The following is an 18,578-nucleotide window of genomic DNA, read 5'->3' as shown; positions in this document are numbered from 1 at the left end:
CATCTCCATTCGTCGGGGTGGATCAGGCGGGGCATTGCGCGCCGGTCGACAACCAGGCGTCGATGAGCGCGCCGAACTGTGCTTGGGTACCGGGCGCGGGCGTCCGCTCGCCGCCGGGATGCCAGGCCCAGCCGACCAGGTCGTCCGTGGCCATGTGATCGAGCAGTTCGGCGCGCGTCATGTGCGAGCGGGCCGGGTCGATAAGCTGGCGGCAAATGTCACCCAGCGACTGGCCCTGCCAGGCCATTTCGGACGGGGCGAGTTGCCACCCTGGGTTGCCGGGCACGCCGGCCGCCTCGACGTTGCGATCGTGGTGACACGTGGCGCAGGGCAGCACCGCCTCTCCCGCGCCGCGCGAGACCCATGGCATGTGCGGGCGCATCGCATCGGTCTGGGTCGGCCGATCGGTGCGCGGGTGACAGTTCAGGCAGCGCGGGTGCTGGATGACGCGCCCCGCCTCGCGAAACAAAGCGATTGAGCGGGCGCGCGGATCGGCGATCGCCATGAACGAGGCGGGGGAGCGCAACGCTGTGCGCGGAGCCGCAGCGGGCGCTCCGACGGCAAGCGCGGTCGGCTGGGGCAAGCTGCGCGGGCGCAGCAAGACCGCCAGTGCGAGCAGCAGCGCCGCGCCGACGATCGCTATCAGGGACAGGCAGCCGATCCGAGGCCGGCGCCGGCGACGCGTGCTCATGCCGGGGTCGATCCTGCGCGCGCGGCATCGTGAATCGCGGCGCGGATGCGGTTGTACGTGGCGCAACGACACAAATTGCCGCTCATCGCCAGGTCGATGTCGGCATCGCTGGGTATGGGGATCGTGCGCAACAGCGCGACCGCGCTCATCACCTGCCCCGACTGGCAGAAGCCGCATTGCGGCACATCGCGCGCGGTCCAAGCGGCGCGGACCGCTTCCACCTCGGGCCCGGCCACTCCCTCGATCGTGGTGATCGCCGCGCTCTCCACCACGCCGACGGGCAGCGTGCAGGACCGCACCGGCTGGCCATCGACATGAACGGTGCACGCGCCGCACTGCGCAATTCCGCAGCCATATCGCGTGCCCCTTAGCCCCAGCGTGTCGCGCAGGACCCACAGCAGCGGCGTCTCCGCATCGTCATCGACCCGCCGGGTCCGTCCGTTGACACTCAGGTCGATGGGCATGGCAATATCCCTGGTTGCTGCGGGCGACGGCGATGGTGTCAGTCGGTGGCCGGGCGGTGAACGCCCGATCCTTCGGAAGACTTGCCCAATGCTCGCAGTCCCGGGCGCTAGAGCGGCGCGGCAAGCCGCCCGATCAGATAAGGCACCGACCCCACCACCACAGACAGCGCGGCGCGAGCTGCCGCATGTGCGCGCACATCGCGCCGGTGAAGCAGTGCGCGGGCGTCGCCCGGTTCCTCGACCAGCATCATCGCGACCCCGGCCGCCCCCGCGCCGCCCAAATAGGCGGCAAAGCCGACGCTGCTGCTGCCCAGCAGTAACGCGGGCACCGCAGCGGCCAGCAGGTTGGCAGTCCACAGGTCGGGCAGCCCGGCATTCACGCCGCAACCCGCGATGCGGTGGGCTCGAGCCGTCGCCGCAAGCGGTAGACCGTCGCCGGCGGCAGATTCCGCCACGTCCGACCACGACGATCCGCGACGAGGCTGAGCCGGTCGAGGATCACGTCGGGAACCGAGCATCGCCGACCATAGGTAAACAGATACATTGCAGCCCCCGGCGCCATCCGGGCAAACACGGCGAGCAGGATCGCTTCGAGCGCCTCCGCGCGCAGGTTGAGCAGCCCGAGGCCGCAGACCGCCGCTGCAAATGGCGGGGCGAGGTCGCCGGCCGGGATCGCCGCCGCGTCGCAGGCCAGCACGGTGGCACCCGGATAGCGTATGGCAAGCCGCCGGGCGAGGCAGGCGTCGCGCTCGACCAGCACCAGGTCGGCCTCCCGCAAGCCGCGCGCCAGCAGCGCCGGAACGAAGGCGCCTGTCCCGCTGCCCAGTTCGAGCACCGGTGCAGAGCCCTCGCCGATGTCGCGCGTGATGAGCTCGGCGAGCGCCTGACCCGATGGCGCTATCGACGCCATCCCCGCCGGGTCCCGAAGCCACCGGCCGAAGAATATCAGACCGTCCGTCAGCTTCCGTCCGAAGGCGCCGAACTGGCAAACGCCTGGCGCGAGAGACTGGATCGCCATGTCAGCCCTTTCCACGCGATACAGGCACATCGGGAAAAGCGAGGCGCAGATCCTCGATGGTCCAGCCTGCGAGAAGCACGGCTGTGAGCAAGTCGTGTCGGATCGCCGACGCACCCCGAGCCAGCGAAGCGCTGATCGCGCGCACCACCTCGAGCTGCGGATCGGCGAGCGGCCGGCGTGACCGCGTCCCGGCGAGCCACGCAATGAGCGACACGCGCTGCATGGCGGGCAAGATTTTCGGCGGCTCGCCCGGCATCCGCCCGATGGCGATGGCGATGGCGATGGCGGCAGCGATCAGGGGGCGGGGCAGGACGATCATGATCGTTCCTTCAGAAGCGATGGGAGAGGGTGTGGCCGCCCAGCGGTTGCCCGCGTCCGTCACCGGGTTGTCCGCCGTGTCGCCGACCAGATCGTTGGCGCTCAGCCACCCGATCACCCCCGGTTGTGTGGGGGGCGACGCTGGAGCGGTGCGATACCGCTTGCGTTGGAAATCGAGCCTATTCGATGCAGGCCGACCTATTCGGCGGCGTCACTCGTAGAAAGCGGCGCCGCGCGGTCGCTCAAAAATATACTAGGTACGCTCTTGATCTCTTCCGCTTCCCACTCGCTTTGCGGCCGAAAAAATCGGTCTTGCGATGAAAGTGAGGTGTTATCAAATAATGGAGACAATAGAAAGAAGCTCGGATAAACGAATATCAGTCGCCACGGAGCAATTTTTCCGCCCATAGTGTTTCTTGGAATCTGCATTTCGCCGATTCTTTGTTCGCTTGACGGCGACAGATTGTCTGTCATATCTTCAACACCTGGCTTGTTCTGGCATGCTCAAGCTAGAAGGATCGGTTGATGATCAGAATGCCGAATACCGCGGAAATCTTGCCCTTTCCTCCAAGGCATTTGGAAGGCCGCGGGGCGACGCCGCTGGCGCTGATGGGCGCGGTCATGGAGTTGATCGAGGCGCGGGGCGGTGGGCAGGGGCGGTTCGAGACCGGGATGACGGGCGTGAACCTTGTCCGGTCGTTTCAGACGATCATGCCCATCCCCAACATGTACCGTCCGTCGCTGTGCGTGGTGCTGAAGGGCGCAAAGGAGATTCTGTTCGGCGAGACGTCGTTGCACTACACCGAGATGGAGTGCCTGGTGGTCAGCGTCGAAGTTCCCGCGATCGGCCGCATGGTCGGCGCGACGCCCGAGGACCCGTATTTGGGCATCACAATCGAATTCGACACCGCGATCCTGCGCGAGGTGCTTCAGCAGCTGCCGACCCCGCCCATGCCCGGGGTGCAGTCGAGCGCCTGCGTTTTCGTTGGCAAGGTCGACGAGCCGCTGGCCGAATGCCTGGTCCGCCTCGTCCGCCTGATGAGCAACGTCGCTGCAGTCCCGGTGCTGTACCCGACGATCATGCGCGAGCTCTACTATTGGCTCCTCACGGGTCCATATGGCGGTGAACTGGCCAAGCTGGCGGTGCCGGACACCCACGCCGAACGGGTTGCCCGCGCGATCACCTATGTCCGCGATAATTACAGCCAGCCGCTGCGCGTCGAGCAGCTGGCCGAGATCGCGCGGATGAGCCCGTCGTCGTTCCATGCACATTTCAAGACGATGACGTCGATGACGCCGGTCCAGTATCAGAAACAGCTGCGGCTGCTGGAAGCGCGGCGGCTGATGCTGTCCGATGCGGCCAACGTGTCAGAGGCGGCCTATCAGGTGGGTTATGAAAGCGCGTCCCAGTTCAGCCGCGAATATACGCGATCGTTCGGCGTAGCGCCAAAGCGCGACGTCATGAACTTCAAGGCGTTGCTGGCGCAGGCCGTGCCGCGCTGAGGCTCCGCTTTGATAGGATCGGGCAAGGAAGTTCCCGGTTCCGGCATGGTGCTCCGACGCCCGTCGCGTAGCTTTGTCGAACAGGCCGAACAGGCTTTTTCGACGAAGGAGACGCTATCATGGCACGCTGGACAACGGCCGACATGCCCGATCTTGCCGGCCGCGTCGCCGTGGTCACGGGCACCGGCGGGATCGGCTTGGAGGATGCGCTGGCGCTCGCCCGCGCAGGGGCCACCACGATCGTCGCCGGTCGCAACCCGGCCAAGGGCGCACAGGCCGTCGATCGCATCCTGCGCGCGGCCGGCGGCGCAAAGGTAGGTTTCGAACTGCTCGACCTTGCCGATCTCGGCTCGGTCGCTGCCGGGGCGGAGCGGCTGGCTCAGCGGCTCGGCAGGATCGACATCCTCATCAACAATGCCGCGGTGATGGTCCCGCCGGCGCGGCAGGTGACGGCGGACGGTTTCGAGCTTCAGTTCGCGACGAACTATCTTGGCCATTTCGCGCTGACGGGGCATTTGCTGCCGCTGTTGCGCGCCACCCCCGGAGCGCGCGTGGTGTCGCTGTCGAGCGTGGCGGCGCCGCGCGGCGCGATCCGGCTCGACGATCTCCAGTTCGAGCGCGGGTATCAACCGATGCCGGCCTATGCCCAATCGAAGCTCGCCTGCCTGATGTTCGCCCTCGAGTTTCAGCGCCGCAGTGACGCGATGGCGTGGGGCGTCACCAGCATCGCCGCGCATCCCGGCGTGTCGCGGACCGACCTGATCCACAACGGCGCCGGCCGGCGCAGCCTGCCCGGCATGGTGCGTTCGGTGCTGCCATTTCTGTTCCAGCCGGCCGCGCAGGGTGCTTTGCCGACCCTTTTTGCCGCGACCGCGCCTGGCGCACGGGGCGGCGCCTATTACGGACCGGACGGGATGGGCGGCCTGCGCGGCTATCCCACGCTGTCGGCGGTGCCGCCCCGAGCGCTCGACGAAGAGATCGCTGCGCGGCTTTGGGAGGCGTCCGAGCGGCTGTGCGGGGTTCGGTTCGGCGCCGCCGCGGCGCAGCCCGAAACCAGTGCCGCGGCCTGACCGGCGGCGCACGCCACCTTATCTTTCGAGGAAGGACGAACCATGCCCCTGATGACCACGGCCCTGATAATGCTCTCTGCCGCGCCTGCGCCGGCGGCTATCCTGCCCGCTGCCGCTCAGGCGGGGGCGCCCCCCTCGATTGCCGGGGTGTGGGAGGCGGAGGATGGGCGGATGAAGATCGAGATGTTCGAGGCCGGTGGCAGCTATTCCGGTCGCCTGCTCTGGGGCCGGCGCGCGGTCGAGGCAGACGGCCGGACGTTCAAGCGCGACGTGCACAACCCCGATCCCACACTGCGCGGCCGCTCGCTGGAGCGGATCACGATCCTTCAGAACCTGAAATGGGATGCGAAGGATGCGCGATGGGAGGGCGGCAGCCTGTATGACGGGACGTCGGGTCGGTCGCTTTCGGCGCATATGCGGCTGGTTCAGGGCAAGCTGGAGATGCGCGGCTATATGGGGTCGCCGATGCTGGGGCGGACGCTCGTCTTCCGGCGGGTGCCGGGCTGAGCGGAGCGGACCGGTCGTTGGGGGATGTGCGAATGCCGAGTGACGATCCGTCCACTGTGACTCCATCGACCGCCGCGCCGTTCCTTCGGGGGCGGCGGGCGGCGCTGCTGCTGGGGTCGCTGTTCCTGGTCAGCGTGTTCGCGCAGGTCGATCGCATTCTGCCCTTCATCCTGGCCGAGGCGATCAAGGCCGAACTGGCCCTGAGCGACACGCAGATCGGGCTGGTGACGGGGCTTGCGTTCGCCGCTTGCTATGCGCTGTTGTCCTTGCCGATGGCGCGACTGTGCGACCACGGGTCGCCGCGCCTTGTCCTCTTGGCGTGCACGCTGACGTGGAGCGTCATGACCGCGTTGGGCGGGTTGGCGACGGGATTCGCCAGTCTCGCCGCGTCCCGCTTCGGCGTCGCGCTTGGCGAGGCGGGGGCGGTGCCGTCGAGCCATTCGATCATCGCGCGCCGGATTGGCCCCACGCGCCGGGGAATCGCGCTCGGCATCTTCTCGACCGGCATTCCGATCGGCACGATGGTGGGCTTCGGCCTGGGTGGGGCGATCGGCGAGCAATATGGCTGGCGGGCGGCGCTTGTCGCAGCGGGTCTGTTCGGCGCGGTCGTCGGCATCCTGGCGGCGATCGCGGCAGGGCCGACGCCGCCGATCCGCCGCGCGGCAAGCGATGCCTCGTTCTGGCAGGAGAGCCGCGCACTGCTTGCCATCCCGGCCTTTCGTGCGCTGCTGGTCGTCGCGGTCTGCATCGGCTTCGCGGCGACCCCCTTCTATGCGTTCGCTGCGACCTTCCTGATCCGCGCGCATGGGTTCAGCACCACGCAGGCCGGGGTCGCCTTTGGGCTGTCACAGGGGCTGCTCGGCGCGATCGGCACGCTGGCCGGCGGGCGCCGGTTCGATGCTTCCGTGCGCGCGGGCCGCGCCGCGCTGCTGCGCGCGCCGATGATCGCCTTCGCCGTCGCCGGCCTGTGCACGGCGGCGGCGCTGTTTGTCGCTGACGCCCGGCTGTGCGTGGCATTGATGATGCCGGCGATGTTCGCCTTCGCATTCATGCTCCCCTTTGCCTTCGGTGCCGCGCATCGCGTCGCCGGCGTCGGGCGCGAGGGAATGGCGTCGAGCCTGGCCATGATTGCCTCGGGGCTGGTCGGACCGGCGCTCGGGCCGTTGATCGTCGGCGTCTTAAGCGACGGCGCGGCGGCGGCGGCGGCGGGGGCACGGAACGGCCTGGCCTTTGGCTTGCTTGTCGTGCCCGCCGCCTGTGCTGCGACGGTGATCGCGTGCCGGATCGCAAATCGGCGCATGGCCACCGCGCCGCCGCGATCGATCCTTGACGATGGGCCTCCGGACCTCGTCACAGCCTCTACGCTCCGTGCTGGATAGCGGCGACCCGGAAAGCACCGATCCCGCCCATCAGAGCGCTGCTGCGCAGTCTTTCGGATGATGCCAGCGACCTTGCGGCGCCAGCATCTCGACTGACAAAGCCATTAGGTGGCCTATCAGCGCCGCAAACGTCCGTCTGGCGCGACCTTCTCGGTTCGCCCCGCCTTTGCCGACGCATAAATCGCTTCGATCAGTCGCAGGTCGCGCAGGCCCATTTCGCCGGGTGTCCTTATCGGGGTGCCCTCGCGGATTGCGCTTGCAAGGTGATCGAGCTGGCGCGCGAACTGCACGGTCGGGTCGCCGGGGTTGAACTCGGCACCGTTCGGCCCCTCGATGCGCATTTTCTGGCCGGCATAGCTGGTCGCCGGATCCATGATCAGGCTGCCGCCGGTGCCGCGGACGAGGGCGATATTCCCCCCGGCCGAGTCATAAGAGGTCACCAGCTGCGCAACCGCGCCCGACGGAAACTGCAGCTGTGCGGAGACATGTGCGAAAATCTCAGCAAAGCGGGGATCGCCCGTCGGCCGGAAGGTGGTGGCGCTGATGCTCTCGGGCATTTCGCCGGTCAGATAGAGGGCCGATTGCAGGCCGTAGAGACCATAATCCTCCAGCGGGCCGCCGCCCGCCAGCGCGCGATTGACGCGCCAATTCTGGCTCGGGCTGGTCGGTCCCATGCGATAGGACTGTTCGGTCCTGACGAGCCGGATATCGCCGACCGCCTTTTGCCGCATGAGTTTCATGGCTTCGAGATTGTACGGCTCGAAATGCGATCGATAGGCGATCATCAGCTTGCGATCGGCACGGCGTGCGGCGGCGATCATCCGCTCACATTCCACGCTAGAGATCGCCATCGGTTTTTCGCAGAGGACATGCTTGCCAGCTGCGAACGCGCGGATCGTCCATTCGGCGTGCAGGCCGGTCGGCAAAACGATATAGACCGCATCGACGCGGTCGTCCGCGGCAATCCGCGCAAAATCCTCGTAAGAATAGCGAGCGTCTTCCGGGACGCCATAGGCGTCGCCGACCTGACGCAGCTTGTCGGGATTGCCCGAGACCAGCGCGGCGACATGGGCGCGCTCCGCCTGATCGATGCGTGGCATCATCTGATTGAGGGCGTAGCCGCCGAGACCGACGATCGCGAAGCCGATGCTGTCCGCACGCCGTCGCCGCGGTGGACTGCTTGGGAGCTTCACGCCCTCCGGCAACGGCCGGCCCTCTGTCCGGGCGTCGCCTGCCTGTGCAAAGGACGCCGCCAGTGTCGCCGGCGCTGCGAGCGATGCAGCCGCCAGTCCACCGACCTCGATAAACCCTCGGCGGGGCATCATGTGATCGATCATCAGTGCTCTCCGGTTTCGATCTTCGGCCCCGGGCGAACCATAGCGCAAATTTCAGTTGTTTACAGTCGGTCTAAGCTCGGTGGGGAGAGGGGCGTTACGCCAGATCGAAGGCCGGCTGCTCTCGCATTTCCGGCAGGGTCGCGGTCCTTCTCTCGGCACCGATCGATCGGCCGCGCTGCGGGCGATGATTGATATGGCGGCGTCGGTGGACGCCGTCCCTTCGATGCGAGGCGTTGCCGCGTGGCTGTTGACCACCAGCGATGTCCAAGCATCCGCGAGGACTTCCTTCGAAGAATGCCAACTCGCCCTTCGCCAAGATCACCTCTTGGGCTAGCCGTGTAGCACGTCCTGCCACTCGGGATGACGGTCGATCTGCGCCTTTGCAAAGGGACAAAGTGGAATGATCGCCACCCCCTCGCGCCTTGCGTCCTCGACGGCCCGGCGGACGAGCTGCTCGCCGACCTTGCGTCCGCGCAGCGCCGTGGGCACCTCGGTGTGATCGATGATGATGAGCGAAGGGCTGGCCCGGCTATAGGTCATCTCGGCTTCGACCGCGTCGACCGACATCCAGTAGCGACCCTTCGTCTCGCCGTCCTCGCGCTCCACCGTGCCTGTCGCCGGTTGGTCGGCCGGTGCCTCGACATGCGGGTCTGCCGGACGCACCTGGCGCGGCCGGCCCACCGCGCACTCCAGCAGGTCGCGGTCCCATCCGCCCAGATCGGCCGTTGCGTCATAGGTCGAAGTGAGGAACGCAAGCAGCGTCGCGTCGGGATCGCCGGCCGCTTGGACGGCCTCATAGGGCAGGACGAATTCTCCCAATTGCTCGTGCCAGAAGGCGGCATCGGGCTCGACCGGCGCGGCACGAAAGCCGGCGGGCGACGGATAGGCATAGGCATAAAAGGCGGGGTAATCGATGCCCCCGCCGCCCGGCCAGAAGCCCACCGATGCGACCTCTCGGTCATAGGCTTCCTGCGCCACGTCGTTCGGCAGCGCGGGAATGTTGCCGGGGTGGAGCGGCGCGCGTCGCCCCGAAAAGCGGGTCACCGCGAGGTCGAGCGCGCCCCAGAAAAGGTGGACGGGACTCGACTTGCCCAGAAATGCGGTGCGGAAGCGGTTGAACACCCGGTCGGTCGCGACCAGCGCCTGGTGGAAACGCTGCACGGCCTCGCGGTCGTAAGGACGATCGCGATGGTCCTCGGGGAAGGGCAGAGGGTGCGGGACCTCATTGGGCGTGTCGTGGAAGCTGGGCGTGCCGCCGAGATCCGAGATGAGCTTCACAAACGCGCCATGAAAGGCCGCGACGGTCGTCGGCCCGAGCGCGAACGAGGCCCGGCTGCCATCGCCGTTGGTGCCCACCACCTCATGCTTTCGCAGGTCGAACAGCAGTTCGATGCCGGGACCGTCGGGGATCGGCGAGGAGGCCAGTCCGATGGGCGTGACGTAGAAGGTCGCGTTCCAGGAATGGTTCAGCCAAGGGCTGTGCGCCAGGCGGTATTTGCCGGCGACCTGCAGATATAGGTGCAGCGCGGAGCAGGTGTCCCGCCAGCCGAGGTAATCGAGCTGCGGCCAGTTGATCGTCATGGCGAATTCTCCACTCTGCTTCTCTCGCGCGGTGCCGCGCCGACTCGCGCTGACAACGAGATATACCCGTCCCGGCCGTTCACCGTCAGGTCGAAGCGGCCCAAGCCCATAGGCTGCACGCGAATCACCGTTAGCCGCTTCCATGTGACGAAATTCCATCAGATGTGTGACGCTCGCTGCCGAGCACCGCGCCGCGGAGGATCATCAGCCGCGCCCCGGCATCGCCGGCTGCAACCATGGTCCTGACGCGCGGCCGGAAGACCATCGGCCGGTCGCCTTCATTGCGTCGACGACCTGGAGTCTTCCGAGGTGTTGATGGAGGTGCGGCCAATTGCCTCCAGTCGAAAACACCTCGGTGACATGACGGCGCGATGCGAAAGTCGCGGCACCGGCCCCGATCTTTCCGCGCATCCTGCCTTCAATCTGCCGACGCTTTCGCCTGTTCACGATGAAGCGAGTGGTTTGTTTACCTGGCGCAAGCGGGGCGATTCGTTCTCTCGTTCGGCGTCCGGCGGTGCCGGTTCGGCACATGATCGGCCACCGGCAACATACGCTCGGCACGGCCTATTTGCCGTGGCAAGGGTTCGTTGGCATGGTGCGCGCAATCGGGAGAGCGATGCGACCATCGGCGATCTTCAGGGCGTTTACGGGCACCTATCTGCTGCTGCGTTTTCGATCGGGCCGTGAGCACGTGGTCGAGATCGTCGAGCGCCCCGCCCGTACCCTGCCGTCGGCCGAGTTCAAAAAGCTTCAACAGGCCTGCCGTACGGTCGTCGCCGCGTGCCTGGACGGGCGCCAGCTCGACTACGGCCTTTTCGCACCCGACGGGTCGGCGTGGGAGCGCAGTGTCGTCACGCTCGTCCGCCGGGCCGCGGACGGTTGTCCGATCGCCTTCAACGCGATGCCGCTCCTTTCCGTCCGGCGCGGCGGATTGCCGGACGAGGTGCTGCACCTTGGCCTGGTGATGGTCGATCCGGCCGAGCGGAGCGGGGGACTGTCGTGGATCCTCTATGGGCTCACCTGCTTCGCGCTGTTTGTCCGCCGCGGTCTGCGACCGCTTTGGATCAGCAGCGTGACGCAGGTGCCCGCCGTGGTCGGCATGGTCGCCGAGATTTTCGACGACGTCTATCCCGCCCAGGCCGGCACGCGGGCAAGCTTCGCGCACCAGCACCTCGCGCACCAGATCATGCAGGGACAGCGGGCGGCGTTCGGCGTCGGAGCGGATGCCGGGTTCGACCCGGTCATGCAGGTGATCACCAACGCCTATACCGGCGGTTCGGACAATCTGAAGAAGAGCTTTGCGGTGGCCGCGAAACACCGCGACGATCGTTACAACCGCTTTTGCGCCGAAACGCTCGATTACGAGCGAGGCGACGATGTGCTTCAGATCGGTCGGCTGGATGTCGGCACCGCTCGCCGTTTTCTGGCGAGAAGTGTGCCGCGCAGCGCCGTGCCGCAGCTGGCCGTGCAGGGGATCGTCCTCGCCGTTCAGGCGGTCGTGGCGCCGCTGGTGCAATGGCTTTCCGCCGACAAGCCGCTGGGCAGATTGAGGGCCGCGCGATGACCGGGTTCGACTATGACGAGATGACGACGCGCAATCGCGGGTTTGTGACCGCCGAGGAGCAAGACCGCCTGCGCGCGGCGCATGTGCTGATACCCGGCGTCGGCGGCATGGGCGGCGCGGCGTTCATGGCGCTGGTGCGCGCCGGCGTCGGGCGGTTCACGATCGCCGACATCGACACCTTCGAAGTGTCGAACCTCAACCGGCAGCTGTTCGCGACGTTGGACACGGTGGGCGCGGACAAGGCGGCGGCGGCCCGCGCGGGTGCGCTTCGTATCAACCCGGAAGCCGAGATCGAACTGCTCGGCGCGGCGTGGACGGGGGAGCTCGAACGGCTGATCCCCGCGTGCGACGTGATAGTCAACGGCATGGACGACGCGGCCGCGGGCGTTCACCTATACCGCCGGGCGGAGGCGCATGGCCGCACCGTGATCGACGCCTATGCGTCACCGCTTCCCTCGGTCACGGTGGTGAAGCCGGACGCGCCGCGGCCGGAGGCTCGCCTCGGCTATCCGACGGTCGGCGTCGAGTGGACGGTGGTGACCGCGGCGATGCGGACCGAATGCCTCCAACGCGAGATCGAATATGTGCTGACCCACAGCAGCAGCCACGCGCATGTCGATCTGGACATCGCGGCCGAGGTCGCCGCGGGCAAGCGGTCGCGCTTCTCCTTCGCCACGATGGTGACGATGGCGGGGACGATGATGGCCGAGGAGGCGATCCGCGTGATCCTGGGCCGCGGGGGCGGGACCGATCACCGCGGCTATTTCTTCAACCCGCACAAGGTTCGCATCGAGCGCCCGCTCGCTGCCCCGATCGCGGCAGTGCGCTGCTTTGCGGTGCGGCGCTTCATGCAGAAGATGATGGCGTGATCGACAGCCTCATCACCGCGATCGCGCTCGCCGCGCTGGCGTTCGCCTGGCGCGCGGCGGGCGAGGCGGCGTCGCGTTCGCCGGTGGCAGCTCGCCTGCGCGCGCTCTATGCCCTCACCGGCCTGCTGCTGGCGTTGCGGCTCGCCGTGTTCGCCACCGGATCGCTCCCGTTGATCGTCGCGCTGATGATCGCCGCGGCGTGGTTGCCGCTCGCCGGGCTTCGCCTCGCCGAACAGCTCTGCCGGCGCCATGCGCCGCGCGCGGTCAAGCTGCTGGGGCTGGGGGGCGGGATCACCTTCACCGCCCTTGCGCTGACGCTCGGCGTGGCGTGGAGCGAGGGCGCGGCGGTGGCGCTCGCCGCTTATCAGTCGGTCATGCTCGCGCTGACGATCGGGATGCTGGCGCGTGAGCGGGGCGACCTGCGGTCAGCCGAGCGGCGGACGCTTGACACCTTCCTGCTTGCGCTGGTGCTGACGATCCCGCTCGCCCTCACCGACTTTCACGCGATCTTCCCCGACCTGCCGGTTCGGGGCGGCGCAGTGGCGGTATTGGTGATCGTGCTCGGTTCGTCGCGTCTGGTCGACGATCGCGGGACGCCGGGCGGGCTGCTCGCCGACCTTGCGGTGAATGCCGGGGCGGCCGCCCTGATGACGCTCGTCGGTTGGATCGGCGTCGCTGCGCTCGATGCCGCTGCCGCGGTCCGGCTGGCGGCGGGCGGCTTTGCGGTCGGCGCGCTCTTGCTCCTCATCGAGCGGACGCAGGGCCGCGGCCCGCAGGGCGCCGGGCTGGTCGCCGCCCTAGCCCGAACCCCCGGGGCCGGATTGACCGCGATCCTGTCGGCGCATCCGCTGCTCGAAGGGGGACAGTTGATCGACGGCGAGGCGCTTGCCGCCTATCCGCCTGCCAGCCTCGAGCCGCTGCTGGCCCACCGTGTCGTCGACGCAGATCTGGACGACGAGGCGGGCGACGCCGCGCGCGACCTGTTGCAGGCCGCGCAGGCGACCCATCTGATCCGCGTGTCGCGTAGCCCGCCGCAGTTCCTCGCGATCGCGGCCGGCGGGCTGGCGGGTGCCGAGCTCGACGACGAGATCGCAGTGGCGGCACGCTTGATCGAGGCGGCGGCATGACGGTCGAGCTTCGTTCCGGCGACGTCGATGCGTTCTTCGCTGCCCCTTTCAACGCCTATGCCCCCGATGTCGGCTATGTCTCGCCGCTCAAGGGCGACGTCCGGCGCATGCTCGACGCGCGCGCGAACCCGCTCTGGACGGCGGGGAACCCGTTCGCTTTCTGGACAGCACACCGGGCCGGCCGACCTGTCGGTCGGATCATCGCCCATGTGCATCGCCAATCGAACAGCGCCCATGGCACCGCCCGCGCGCAGTTCGGCTTCTTCGACTGCGCCGACGATGCGGATGCCGCCGCGGTGTTGCTCGGCGCTGCCGAGCGGTTCGCGCGGGAGCAAGGTCAGGCGGACCTCGTCGGCAACTTCAACCTGACCGCCATGCAGCAGTGCGGTGTCATGACCGGTGGATACGGTGCGCGCGCCTATACCGACATGGTCGTCAACGCCGCGCATGTCCCCCGGCTGCTTGAGGCGAACGGCTTCGCACGTTTCTTTCCCATGCGTACCTTCGAGCTCGACCTTGCTGCGGCGCGGACCGAGGGATTGCGCACGCTCGAGCCCGGCGAGGGATTCAGCTTCGCGCCGGTCGCAAAGGCGAGCTTCGCCGAGCGGATGGAGGAAGCGCGCATTGTCCTCAACGACGGCTTCGCCGACAATCCGATGTTCGTGCCGCTGACGGCGGCGGAGTTCCGCTTTCAGGCGGGCGAGATGATGTCGATCCTCGACCCGCGTCTCTCGTCCGTGCTGCTCAAGGACGGGCAGCCGGTCGGGACGGTGATCTGCATTCCCGATCTCAACGGCCTGCTCGCGGCGACCGGCTCCCGGATCGGCTTGACGACGCCATTCCATTATCTGCGATACCGGCTCGGACGGCAGCGGGCGGTCATCATCTTCTATTCGGTCGCTCGGGCGATGCACGGTCAGGGAGTGATGGGCGGCATGCTCGCCCGCACGGTCACCTCGCTCCGCGACGCCGGCTACCGCCAGCTCGGGATCACCTGGATCGCCGACGTCAACGCGGCGAGCCTGCGGCAGATGGAGAAGCTCGGCGCCCGGCCGCTTCACCATCTGCACCTGTTCAGAAAGGAGCTGGCGTGAGCGCGATCGACCGCATCGCCCTCGTCGCCGAGGCAGCGCTGGCGCCGAGCGTGCACAATGTGCAGCCGGCACGATGGCGGCTGGTCGGCGACGACGGGATCTCGCTATTCGAGGGCCTGCGATCTCGACTGGCGACGGGCGACCCGCGCGGCAACGATGCCGCAATCAGTCTGGGTGCCGCGGCAGAGGGGATGCGGCTGGCGGCCGGCCGGCGCGGTCTGGCGCTTGTGCCGACCGCGACGCCCGCCGACGAGCCGGACTTGCGCGGCGTCGCCGGATGGCGCTTGGTGGACGATGGCGAGCCCGATCCGCTTGTCGGCGTCGTCGAGGCGCGACAGTCGTGGCGCGCCGCGTTCGCGAAGCCGACGGCCGCAGATCGCCGGGCGGCCGAGGCGCTGGTTGCCGACGATGCCGCGGTGGTCACCGATCCCGCGATACTGAAGCAACTGGCCGGGCGATATGACGCGGCGAGCTACCGCTTCATGCGCGACGATGCATTCCGTGCCGAGCTGCGCGGCTGGATGCGCCTGGACCGCCGCCATCCTCGCTGGGCAGTTGACGGGCTCAATGCCGACGCGATGGCGATGAGCGGGATCGAGGCGCGCGGCGCAGCGCTGGTGCTGGGGCCCGCGTTCAGGCTGCTCGCGCGCATCGGGCTCGCGCGGCCGCTCCTGGCCGAGGGCGCCAAGGTGGCGCGCGGGGCGGGGCTCGTCGTGTTCCACCGGCCGCGCAACGAAGCGCCGTTCGACAGCGGCGCCCGCTTCTACCGCTTGTGGCTGCGGATCGAGGCAGCGGGTTTCGGCGCCGCAGTGCTCGCCGCGCTTGCCGACGATCCCGGCGCCGCGGCCGAGATCGCGCGCGCGGCGGGCATCGGTGCGGATCGCCGGGTGGTCAGCGCATTCCGGATCGGCCGCCGCCCGCCCGGCGAGCAGCCGCCCCGCGCGCGCCGGCCGATCGAGGAAGTGCTCGTCTAGAGCAGCTTCATGAACTCGATCAGGGCCCGCTTGTCGGGATCCGGCAGGTCCATGCCAAAAAGGTGCCCGCCATTGCCGCGTCCGGGCCGGCGCGCGTCCAGCAACACCGGTTGCGCAAAGGGGCGATAGCCCGGGGGATAGGCGCCGCGATCCGTCAGCCGCAGGCCGACTTTGTCGAAGTCGAGCGCGTGGCCCCCTGTTTGGAAGCGGGAGGGCCGCGTCTGCGGCCAAAGCAGCGCCGCCAGCGTCGGCACCGATCCGTTGTGCAGATAGGGTGCCGAGGCCCAAAGTCCCGCGAGCGGCGGCGCGGCGTAACCGGGGCCGAGTGTCACGCGAATCCGCGAGGCATAGGCACTTCGACCAACCGCCGCGACCAGTCCCGGGTCGAAGGCCGCGGCGCGTAGCGGATCGGTGCCGACCGGTCCGACCCAGTTGGGAAACCGGACCAGCCGCGCGCGCCGTCCGTCCAGGCGATAGTCGCCGTGACACGCGGCGCAACGGCCGGCGTAGATCGCGGCACCGGCTCGCGCGGACGCCGGATCGACGGCGCCGGGAAACGGCGCGGGGCGGTACGCCTTCAGGAAGTCGACGACTGCATCCGCGTCCCCAAGCGCATCAATGGCCGCATCGGGATGGACGCCCATGCTGGGCACCGTGAAGAAGGTGGTGATCGCGCCCAGCGCCGAGAGGTGCGCAGGCGTCAGGTCGGCTTCGGTCATGGCGTGCGCCCCACCGCCCGGAACACCGTATGCACCGTCGGCAAGCAGGCGCGTCCGCCAGACCCGCTCGCCCAGCTCCGGGATGGATACCGTTCCGACATCGCCGCTGCCGCCGCCAATCAGTGGCAGGCCGAGCGCCGCCTTGAGCGCAGCGACACCGTTGGTGCTGCCGGGCGTGCCGTTCGGGAAGGGCAGCGGGCGGTCGCGCCCTTGCAGGTCGGCCAGTCGTTGCCTGACGAGCGGCAGCACGAGGAGGCGCAGGCTCGCCCGCTCGCGCCAGCTCATCTCGGGGAACAGCGCGGCTGCGGCGGGGAGCAGGCGATCGCTGTCGGCGTGTCGGCGCAGCGCCGCGAACACCGCCATTGTATACGCTTCGAGGTCGAGCGACGTGTTCGGCATGCCGAGCACCGCCCGGCTCGGGTCCGGACTGCCATCGGCGTGATAGCCGATGCCGGCGTGGCACGCAGCGCAGCCGAGATTGGCGACGCGCACGACGCTCCCACCCACCGGCGCGACGTCGCCTGTCGTCAGGCCGAGCGCCATGCCGCCCGGCCGCGCGCCGACGCCCGCCGGTCGGTTGATGACGGTGGCTCGGGTAAGAAAGCCGAACCGTTCGAGTACCCGCGACAGCGTCGCCTTGTCGACCCGCGCCGCCGGGTCGCGCGCCTGCTCTTCGAGGACGAGGGCGGCGGCTACCACGCGCCAGGGCAGGGCGTTCCGCTCCAGCGCGGCCATGCTGATGCCGCCAAAGCCTGCGCCCTCAAAAGCGGCTGCGCCTGCCGCCACCGTGCCGGCGCCAGGTGCGACGGGCGGCCGGGTCATGGCTTCGCCGACCGGTCGCGCACCGGCCCAGAGTGCGGCGCCCGCCAGCAGCACCGCCGAACCGCCGAGCGCGAGCCGCTTGAGCGACCGGCCCGTCATGTCAGCCGACGAACGCGCTGTTGAACGACGCGGCAAGGCGGTCGCGGCCGGCGGGCCATGGCGTGAACCACGGGAGCAGGCTGTGATCGACTCTCATCCTTCGTCTCCCGCTCGCGCCGGCCGTTCGCTCAGTCGCGCACACAACCTTGTAGCATCGTCGTGCCCGCAAGTGCGGTCACGCGATCGCAGGTGAGGTTGATGCGGCTGCCTTTCGCCGCGTCCCCGATTTCCGAGGCGTCGGAGACATTGGCGATGACGTAGTTGAAGGGTTTACTTCCCTCGAGCGACAGCGACGGCGTGCCGCCGAGCGTAACGGCGGCGACGGTGCCGCTGACGGTGACGGATCCGTCATAGCGTGCGCGCGCGCCGCTTGGATCGGCCTTGAACGCAGCGTCGAGGCTGGGGACGGTAGTGCGGGTCGGGTCATCGGCGGCGTCCGCGGCTTCGGCGACTTCCGTCCGGGTGTCGTCGGATGGCGCCTCGGTGCGGCTGCGTCCGGTTTCGGCGATCGGTCGGGCACCGTCGCGCTGGACCAGCAGCATATAGCCGATGACGAACAGCGCGACGACGATCATCACCGGCAGGATCAGCCTCGCGCCGCCGCGGCCTCCGCGGCTGCGCGCCGCTGGCGGCGGTGGCGCCGGGTGGCTTACCGGCTGTGGCGCGGCGCCGACCGGTGCGGCGGCCGCGGCAGATACACCCGCAGGCTTGCCGCAGGACGGGCAGAAGCGGGCGCCGGCGGGCAGTTCGGTGCCGCAATCAGTGCAAAAGGCCATGACGTTGCTCCGCTGGAAGAGGGTCAGGGGATGAATGGCAGGCTTTCGAGCACGCTCTCGCCCGTCCGGCGAACGCACAGGCGGTCGATCGCCCAGGCGGCAGCGGCGAACCCGACGAGCGCACCGACGATCGCGGCATTCTCGTTTAAGGGCTCGAGCAGGCGATAGAGCAGCAGCGCGCCCGCGATCCCGGCGACCATCTCGGCGACGAAATAGCCAAAAAGGACGAGGCCGGATGCCTTGCGTGCCGGCGTGGCACGGGGTTCGGTGCGGAGCACCCGCTGCGGGGTCAGGGTAGAAACATCGACAGGTGCGGTGCCGAGCTCGCGCTCCGGCGCCCGCATCGACCAGGCGAGCGACTTGTACAGCGCGACGCCGATGCCGATGAGCAGCGCGCCCATCAGCACCATGCCGCCCGCCTCGCCGCCCGCCGGGAACCAGTGCGCGGTCACCATCGCTGCGGCGATGATCGACAGCATCAGCCCGGCGACATGGAACAGGAAGCTCCACCCGCCGCGACGGACGTATCGGGCATGGTCGCTTTCCGAGACGCGGATCGGTGGTCCCTTGGCATTGAAGCGATAGATGTAGCCGTCCGGCGTCTTCTGGAACTGCTTGTCCATAAAGGCGCCGAAGAGGTCGATCATACCCATGACGATCTCTCCC

The 18,578-nt window shown here is 68.5% G+C and carries 20 protein-coding genes; 9 read left to right on the top strand and 11 right to left on the bottom strand.

What is annotated here, in order from left to right:
* Positions 1-22: 22 nt before the first annotated feature.
* From COC42_RS08525 to COC42_RS17425, 6 genes are all read right to left on the bottom strand, one after another.
* On the bottom strand, positions 23-691 hold the full coding sequence (locus COC42_RS08525; RefSeq protein WP_096342705.1) for an Isoquinoline 1-oxidoreductase subunit: 669 nt from the start codon (positions 689-691) through the stop codon (positions 23-25).
* A complete protein-coding gene (locus tag COC42_RS08520; protein WP_096342704.1) occupies positions 688-1,155 on the bottom strand; it encodes a (2Fe-2S)-binding protein in 468 nt (155 codons plus the stop codon). Before COC42_RS08520 ends, COC42_RS08525 begins: the two co-directional genes overlap by 4 nt.
* A 107-nt stretch (positions 1,156-1,262) precedes the next feature.
* Entirely contained in the window at positions 1,263-1,535 is a 273-nt protein-coding gene (locus tag COC42_RS08515; protein WP_096342703.1) for a hypothetical protein, read from the bottom strand.
* Complete coding sequence (locus COC42_RS08510; protein WP_217991268.1) at positions 1,532-2,203, bottom strand: class I SAM-dependent methyltransferase; 672 nt, start codon at positions 2,201-2,203, stop codon at positions 1,532-1,534. Before COC42_RS08510 ends, COC42_RS08515 begins: the two co-directional genes overlap by 4 nt.
* Complete coding sequence (locus COC42_RS08505; protein ID WP_096342702.1) at positions 2,175-2,609, bottom strand: hypothetical protein; 435 nt, start codon at positions 2,607-2,609, stop codon at positions 2,175-2,177. The genes COC42_RS08510 and COC42_RS08505 overlap by 29 nt, the downstream gene beginning before the upstream one ends.
* A gap of 80 nt (positions 2,610-2,689) precedes the next feature.
* Positions 2,690-2,965, bottom strand: a complete 276-nt coding sequence (locus COC42_RS17425) for a hypothetical protein (RefSeq protein WP_141395815.1) — start codon at positions 2,963-2,965, stop codon at positions 2,690-2,692.
* Between the two features lie 51 nt (positions 2,966-3,016).
* On the opposite strand from COC42_RS17425, the gene COC42_RS08500 reads away from it, so the two are divergent.
* The 4 genes from COC42_RS08500 (at position 3,017) to COC42_RS08485 (ending at position 6,950) form a co-directional block, all read left to right on the top strand.
* On the top strand, positions 3,017-3,994 hold the full coding sequence (locus COC42_RS08500) for an AraC family transcriptional regulator (RefSeq protein ID WP_245843941.1): 978 nt from the start codon (positions 3,017-3,019) through the stop codon (positions 3,992-3,994).
* A 119-nt stretch (positions 3,995-4,113) separates the two neighbouring features.
* Positions 4,114-5,064: an SDR family oxidoreductase gene (locus tag COC42_RS08495; protein WP_096342701.1), complete on the top strand. Its 951-nt coding sequence runs from the start codon at positions 4,114-4,116 to the stop codon at positions 5,062-5,064.
* A gap of 42 nt (positions 5,065-5,106) precedes the next feature.
* Positions 5,107-5,571: a DUF2147 domain-containing protein gene (locus COC42_RS08490; RefSeq protein WP_245843939.1), complete on the top strand. Its 465-nt coding sequence runs from the start codon at positions 5,107-5,109 to the stop codon at positions 5,569-5,571.
* A 32-nt stretch (positions 5,572-5,603) separates the two neighbouring features.
* Entirely contained in the window at positions 5,604-6,950 is a 1,347-nt protein-coding gene (locus COC42_RS08485; RefSeq protein WP_096342700.1) for an MFS transporter, read from the top strand.
* A gap of 116 nt (positions 6,951-7,066) precedes the next feature.
* Here COC42_RS08485 and COC42_RS08480 read toward each other — a convergent pair whose 3' ends face one another.
* The gene (locus COC42_RS08480) at positions 7,067-8,287 is read right to left on the bottom strand and encodes a Gfo/Idh/MocA family protein (RefSeq protein ID WP_096342699.1); all 1,221 of its coding nucleotides are present in this window, start codon (positions 8,285-8,287) and stop codon (positions 7,067-7,069) included.
* Between the two features lie 330 nt (positions 8,288-8,617).
* On the bottom strand, positions 8,618-9,868 hold the full coding sequence (locus tag COC42_RS17910; RefSeq protein WP_096342698.1) for a DUF5996 family protein: 1,251 nt from the start codon (positions 9,866-9,868) through the stop codon (positions 8,618-8,620).
* Positions 9,869-10,460: 592 nt separating this feature from the next.
* Between COC42_RS17910 and COC42_RS08470 the strand changes: the two genes are divergently transcribed.
* The 5 genes from COC42_RS08470 to COC42_RS08450 are packed head-to-tail and all read left to right on the top strand — an operon-like array spanning position 10,461 to position 15,496.
* Entirely contained in the window at positions 10,461-11,432 is a 972-nt protein-coding gene (locus tag COC42_RS08470; RefSeq protein ID WP_217991267.1) for a hypothetical protein, read from the top strand.
* Positions 11,429-12,301 carry a HesA/MoeB/ThiF family protein gene (locus COC42_RS08465; RefSeq protein WP_096342697.1) on the top strand — a complete coding sequence of 291 codons (873 nt, stop codon included), beginning with the start codon at positions 11,429-11,431 and terminating at the stop codon, positions 12,299-12,301. Before COC42_RS08470 ends, COC42_RS08465 begins: the two co-directional genes overlap by 4 nt.
* Positions 12,298-13,428: a hypothetical protein gene (locus COC42_RS08460; protein ID WP_096342696.1), complete on the top strand. Its 1,131-nt coding sequence runs from the start codon at positions 12,298-12,300 to the stop codon at positions 13,426-13,428. Before COC42_RS08465 ends, COC42_RS08460 begins: the two co-directional genes overlap by 4 nt.
* Positions 13,425-14,522 carry a GNAT family N-acetyltransferase gene (locus tag COC42_RS08455; protein ID WP_096342695.1) on the top strand — a complete coding sequence of 366 codons (1,098 nt, stop codon included), beginning with the start codon at positions 13,425-13,427 and terminating at the stop codon, positions 14,520-14,522. The genes COC42_RS08460 and COC42_RS08455 overlap by 4 nt, the downstream gene beginning before the upstream one ends.
* Positions 14,519-15,496, top strand: coding sequence for a hypothetical protein (locus COC42_RS08450; RefSeq protein WP_096342694.1), 978 nt, complete (start codon positions 14,519-14,521; stop codon positions 15,494-15,496). Before COC42_RS08455 ends, COC42_RS08450 begins: the two co-directional genes overlap by 4 nt.
* Here the strand turns inward: COC42_RS08450 and COC42_RS08445 are convergent.
* The 3 genes from COC42_RS08445 to COC42_RS08435 form a co-directional block, all read right to left on the bottom strand.
* Complete coding sequence (locus COC42_RS08445; protein WP_096342693.1) at positions 15,493-17,136, bottom strand: c-type cytochrome; 1,644 nt, start codon at positions 17,134-17,136, stop codon at positions 15,493-15,495. The two genes, COC42_RS08450 and COC42_RS08445, sit on opposite strands and share 4 nt — an antisense overlap.
* Before the next feature lie 128 nt (positions 17,137-17,264).
* The gene (locus tag COC42_RS17420) at positions 17,265-17,912 is read right to left on the bottom strand and encodes a zinc ribbon domain-containing protein (protein ID WP_141395814.1); all 648 of its coding nucleotides are present in this window, start codon (positions 17,910-17,912) and stop codon (positions 17,265-17,267) included.
* 23 nt (positions 17,913-17,935) lie between these two features.
* The gene (locus COC42_RS08435) at positions 17,936-18,565 is read right to left on the bottom strand and encodes a hypothetical protein (protein ID WP_096342692.1); all 630 of its coding nucleotides are present in this window, start codon (positions 18,563-18,565) and stop codon (positions 17,936-17,938) included.
* Between the last annotated feature and the right edge of the window lie 13 nt (positions 18,566-18,578).

The organism is Sphingomonas spermidinifaciens, from assembly GCF_002351485.1.
Taxonomy (GTDB): Bacteria; Pseudomonadota; Alphaproteobacteria; order Sphingomonadales; family Sphingomonadaceae; genus Sphingomonas; species Sphingomonas spermidinifaciens.
Note: the sequence above shows the minus strand (reverse complement) of the source record. Positions and strands in the feature narration are given on the sequence as shown.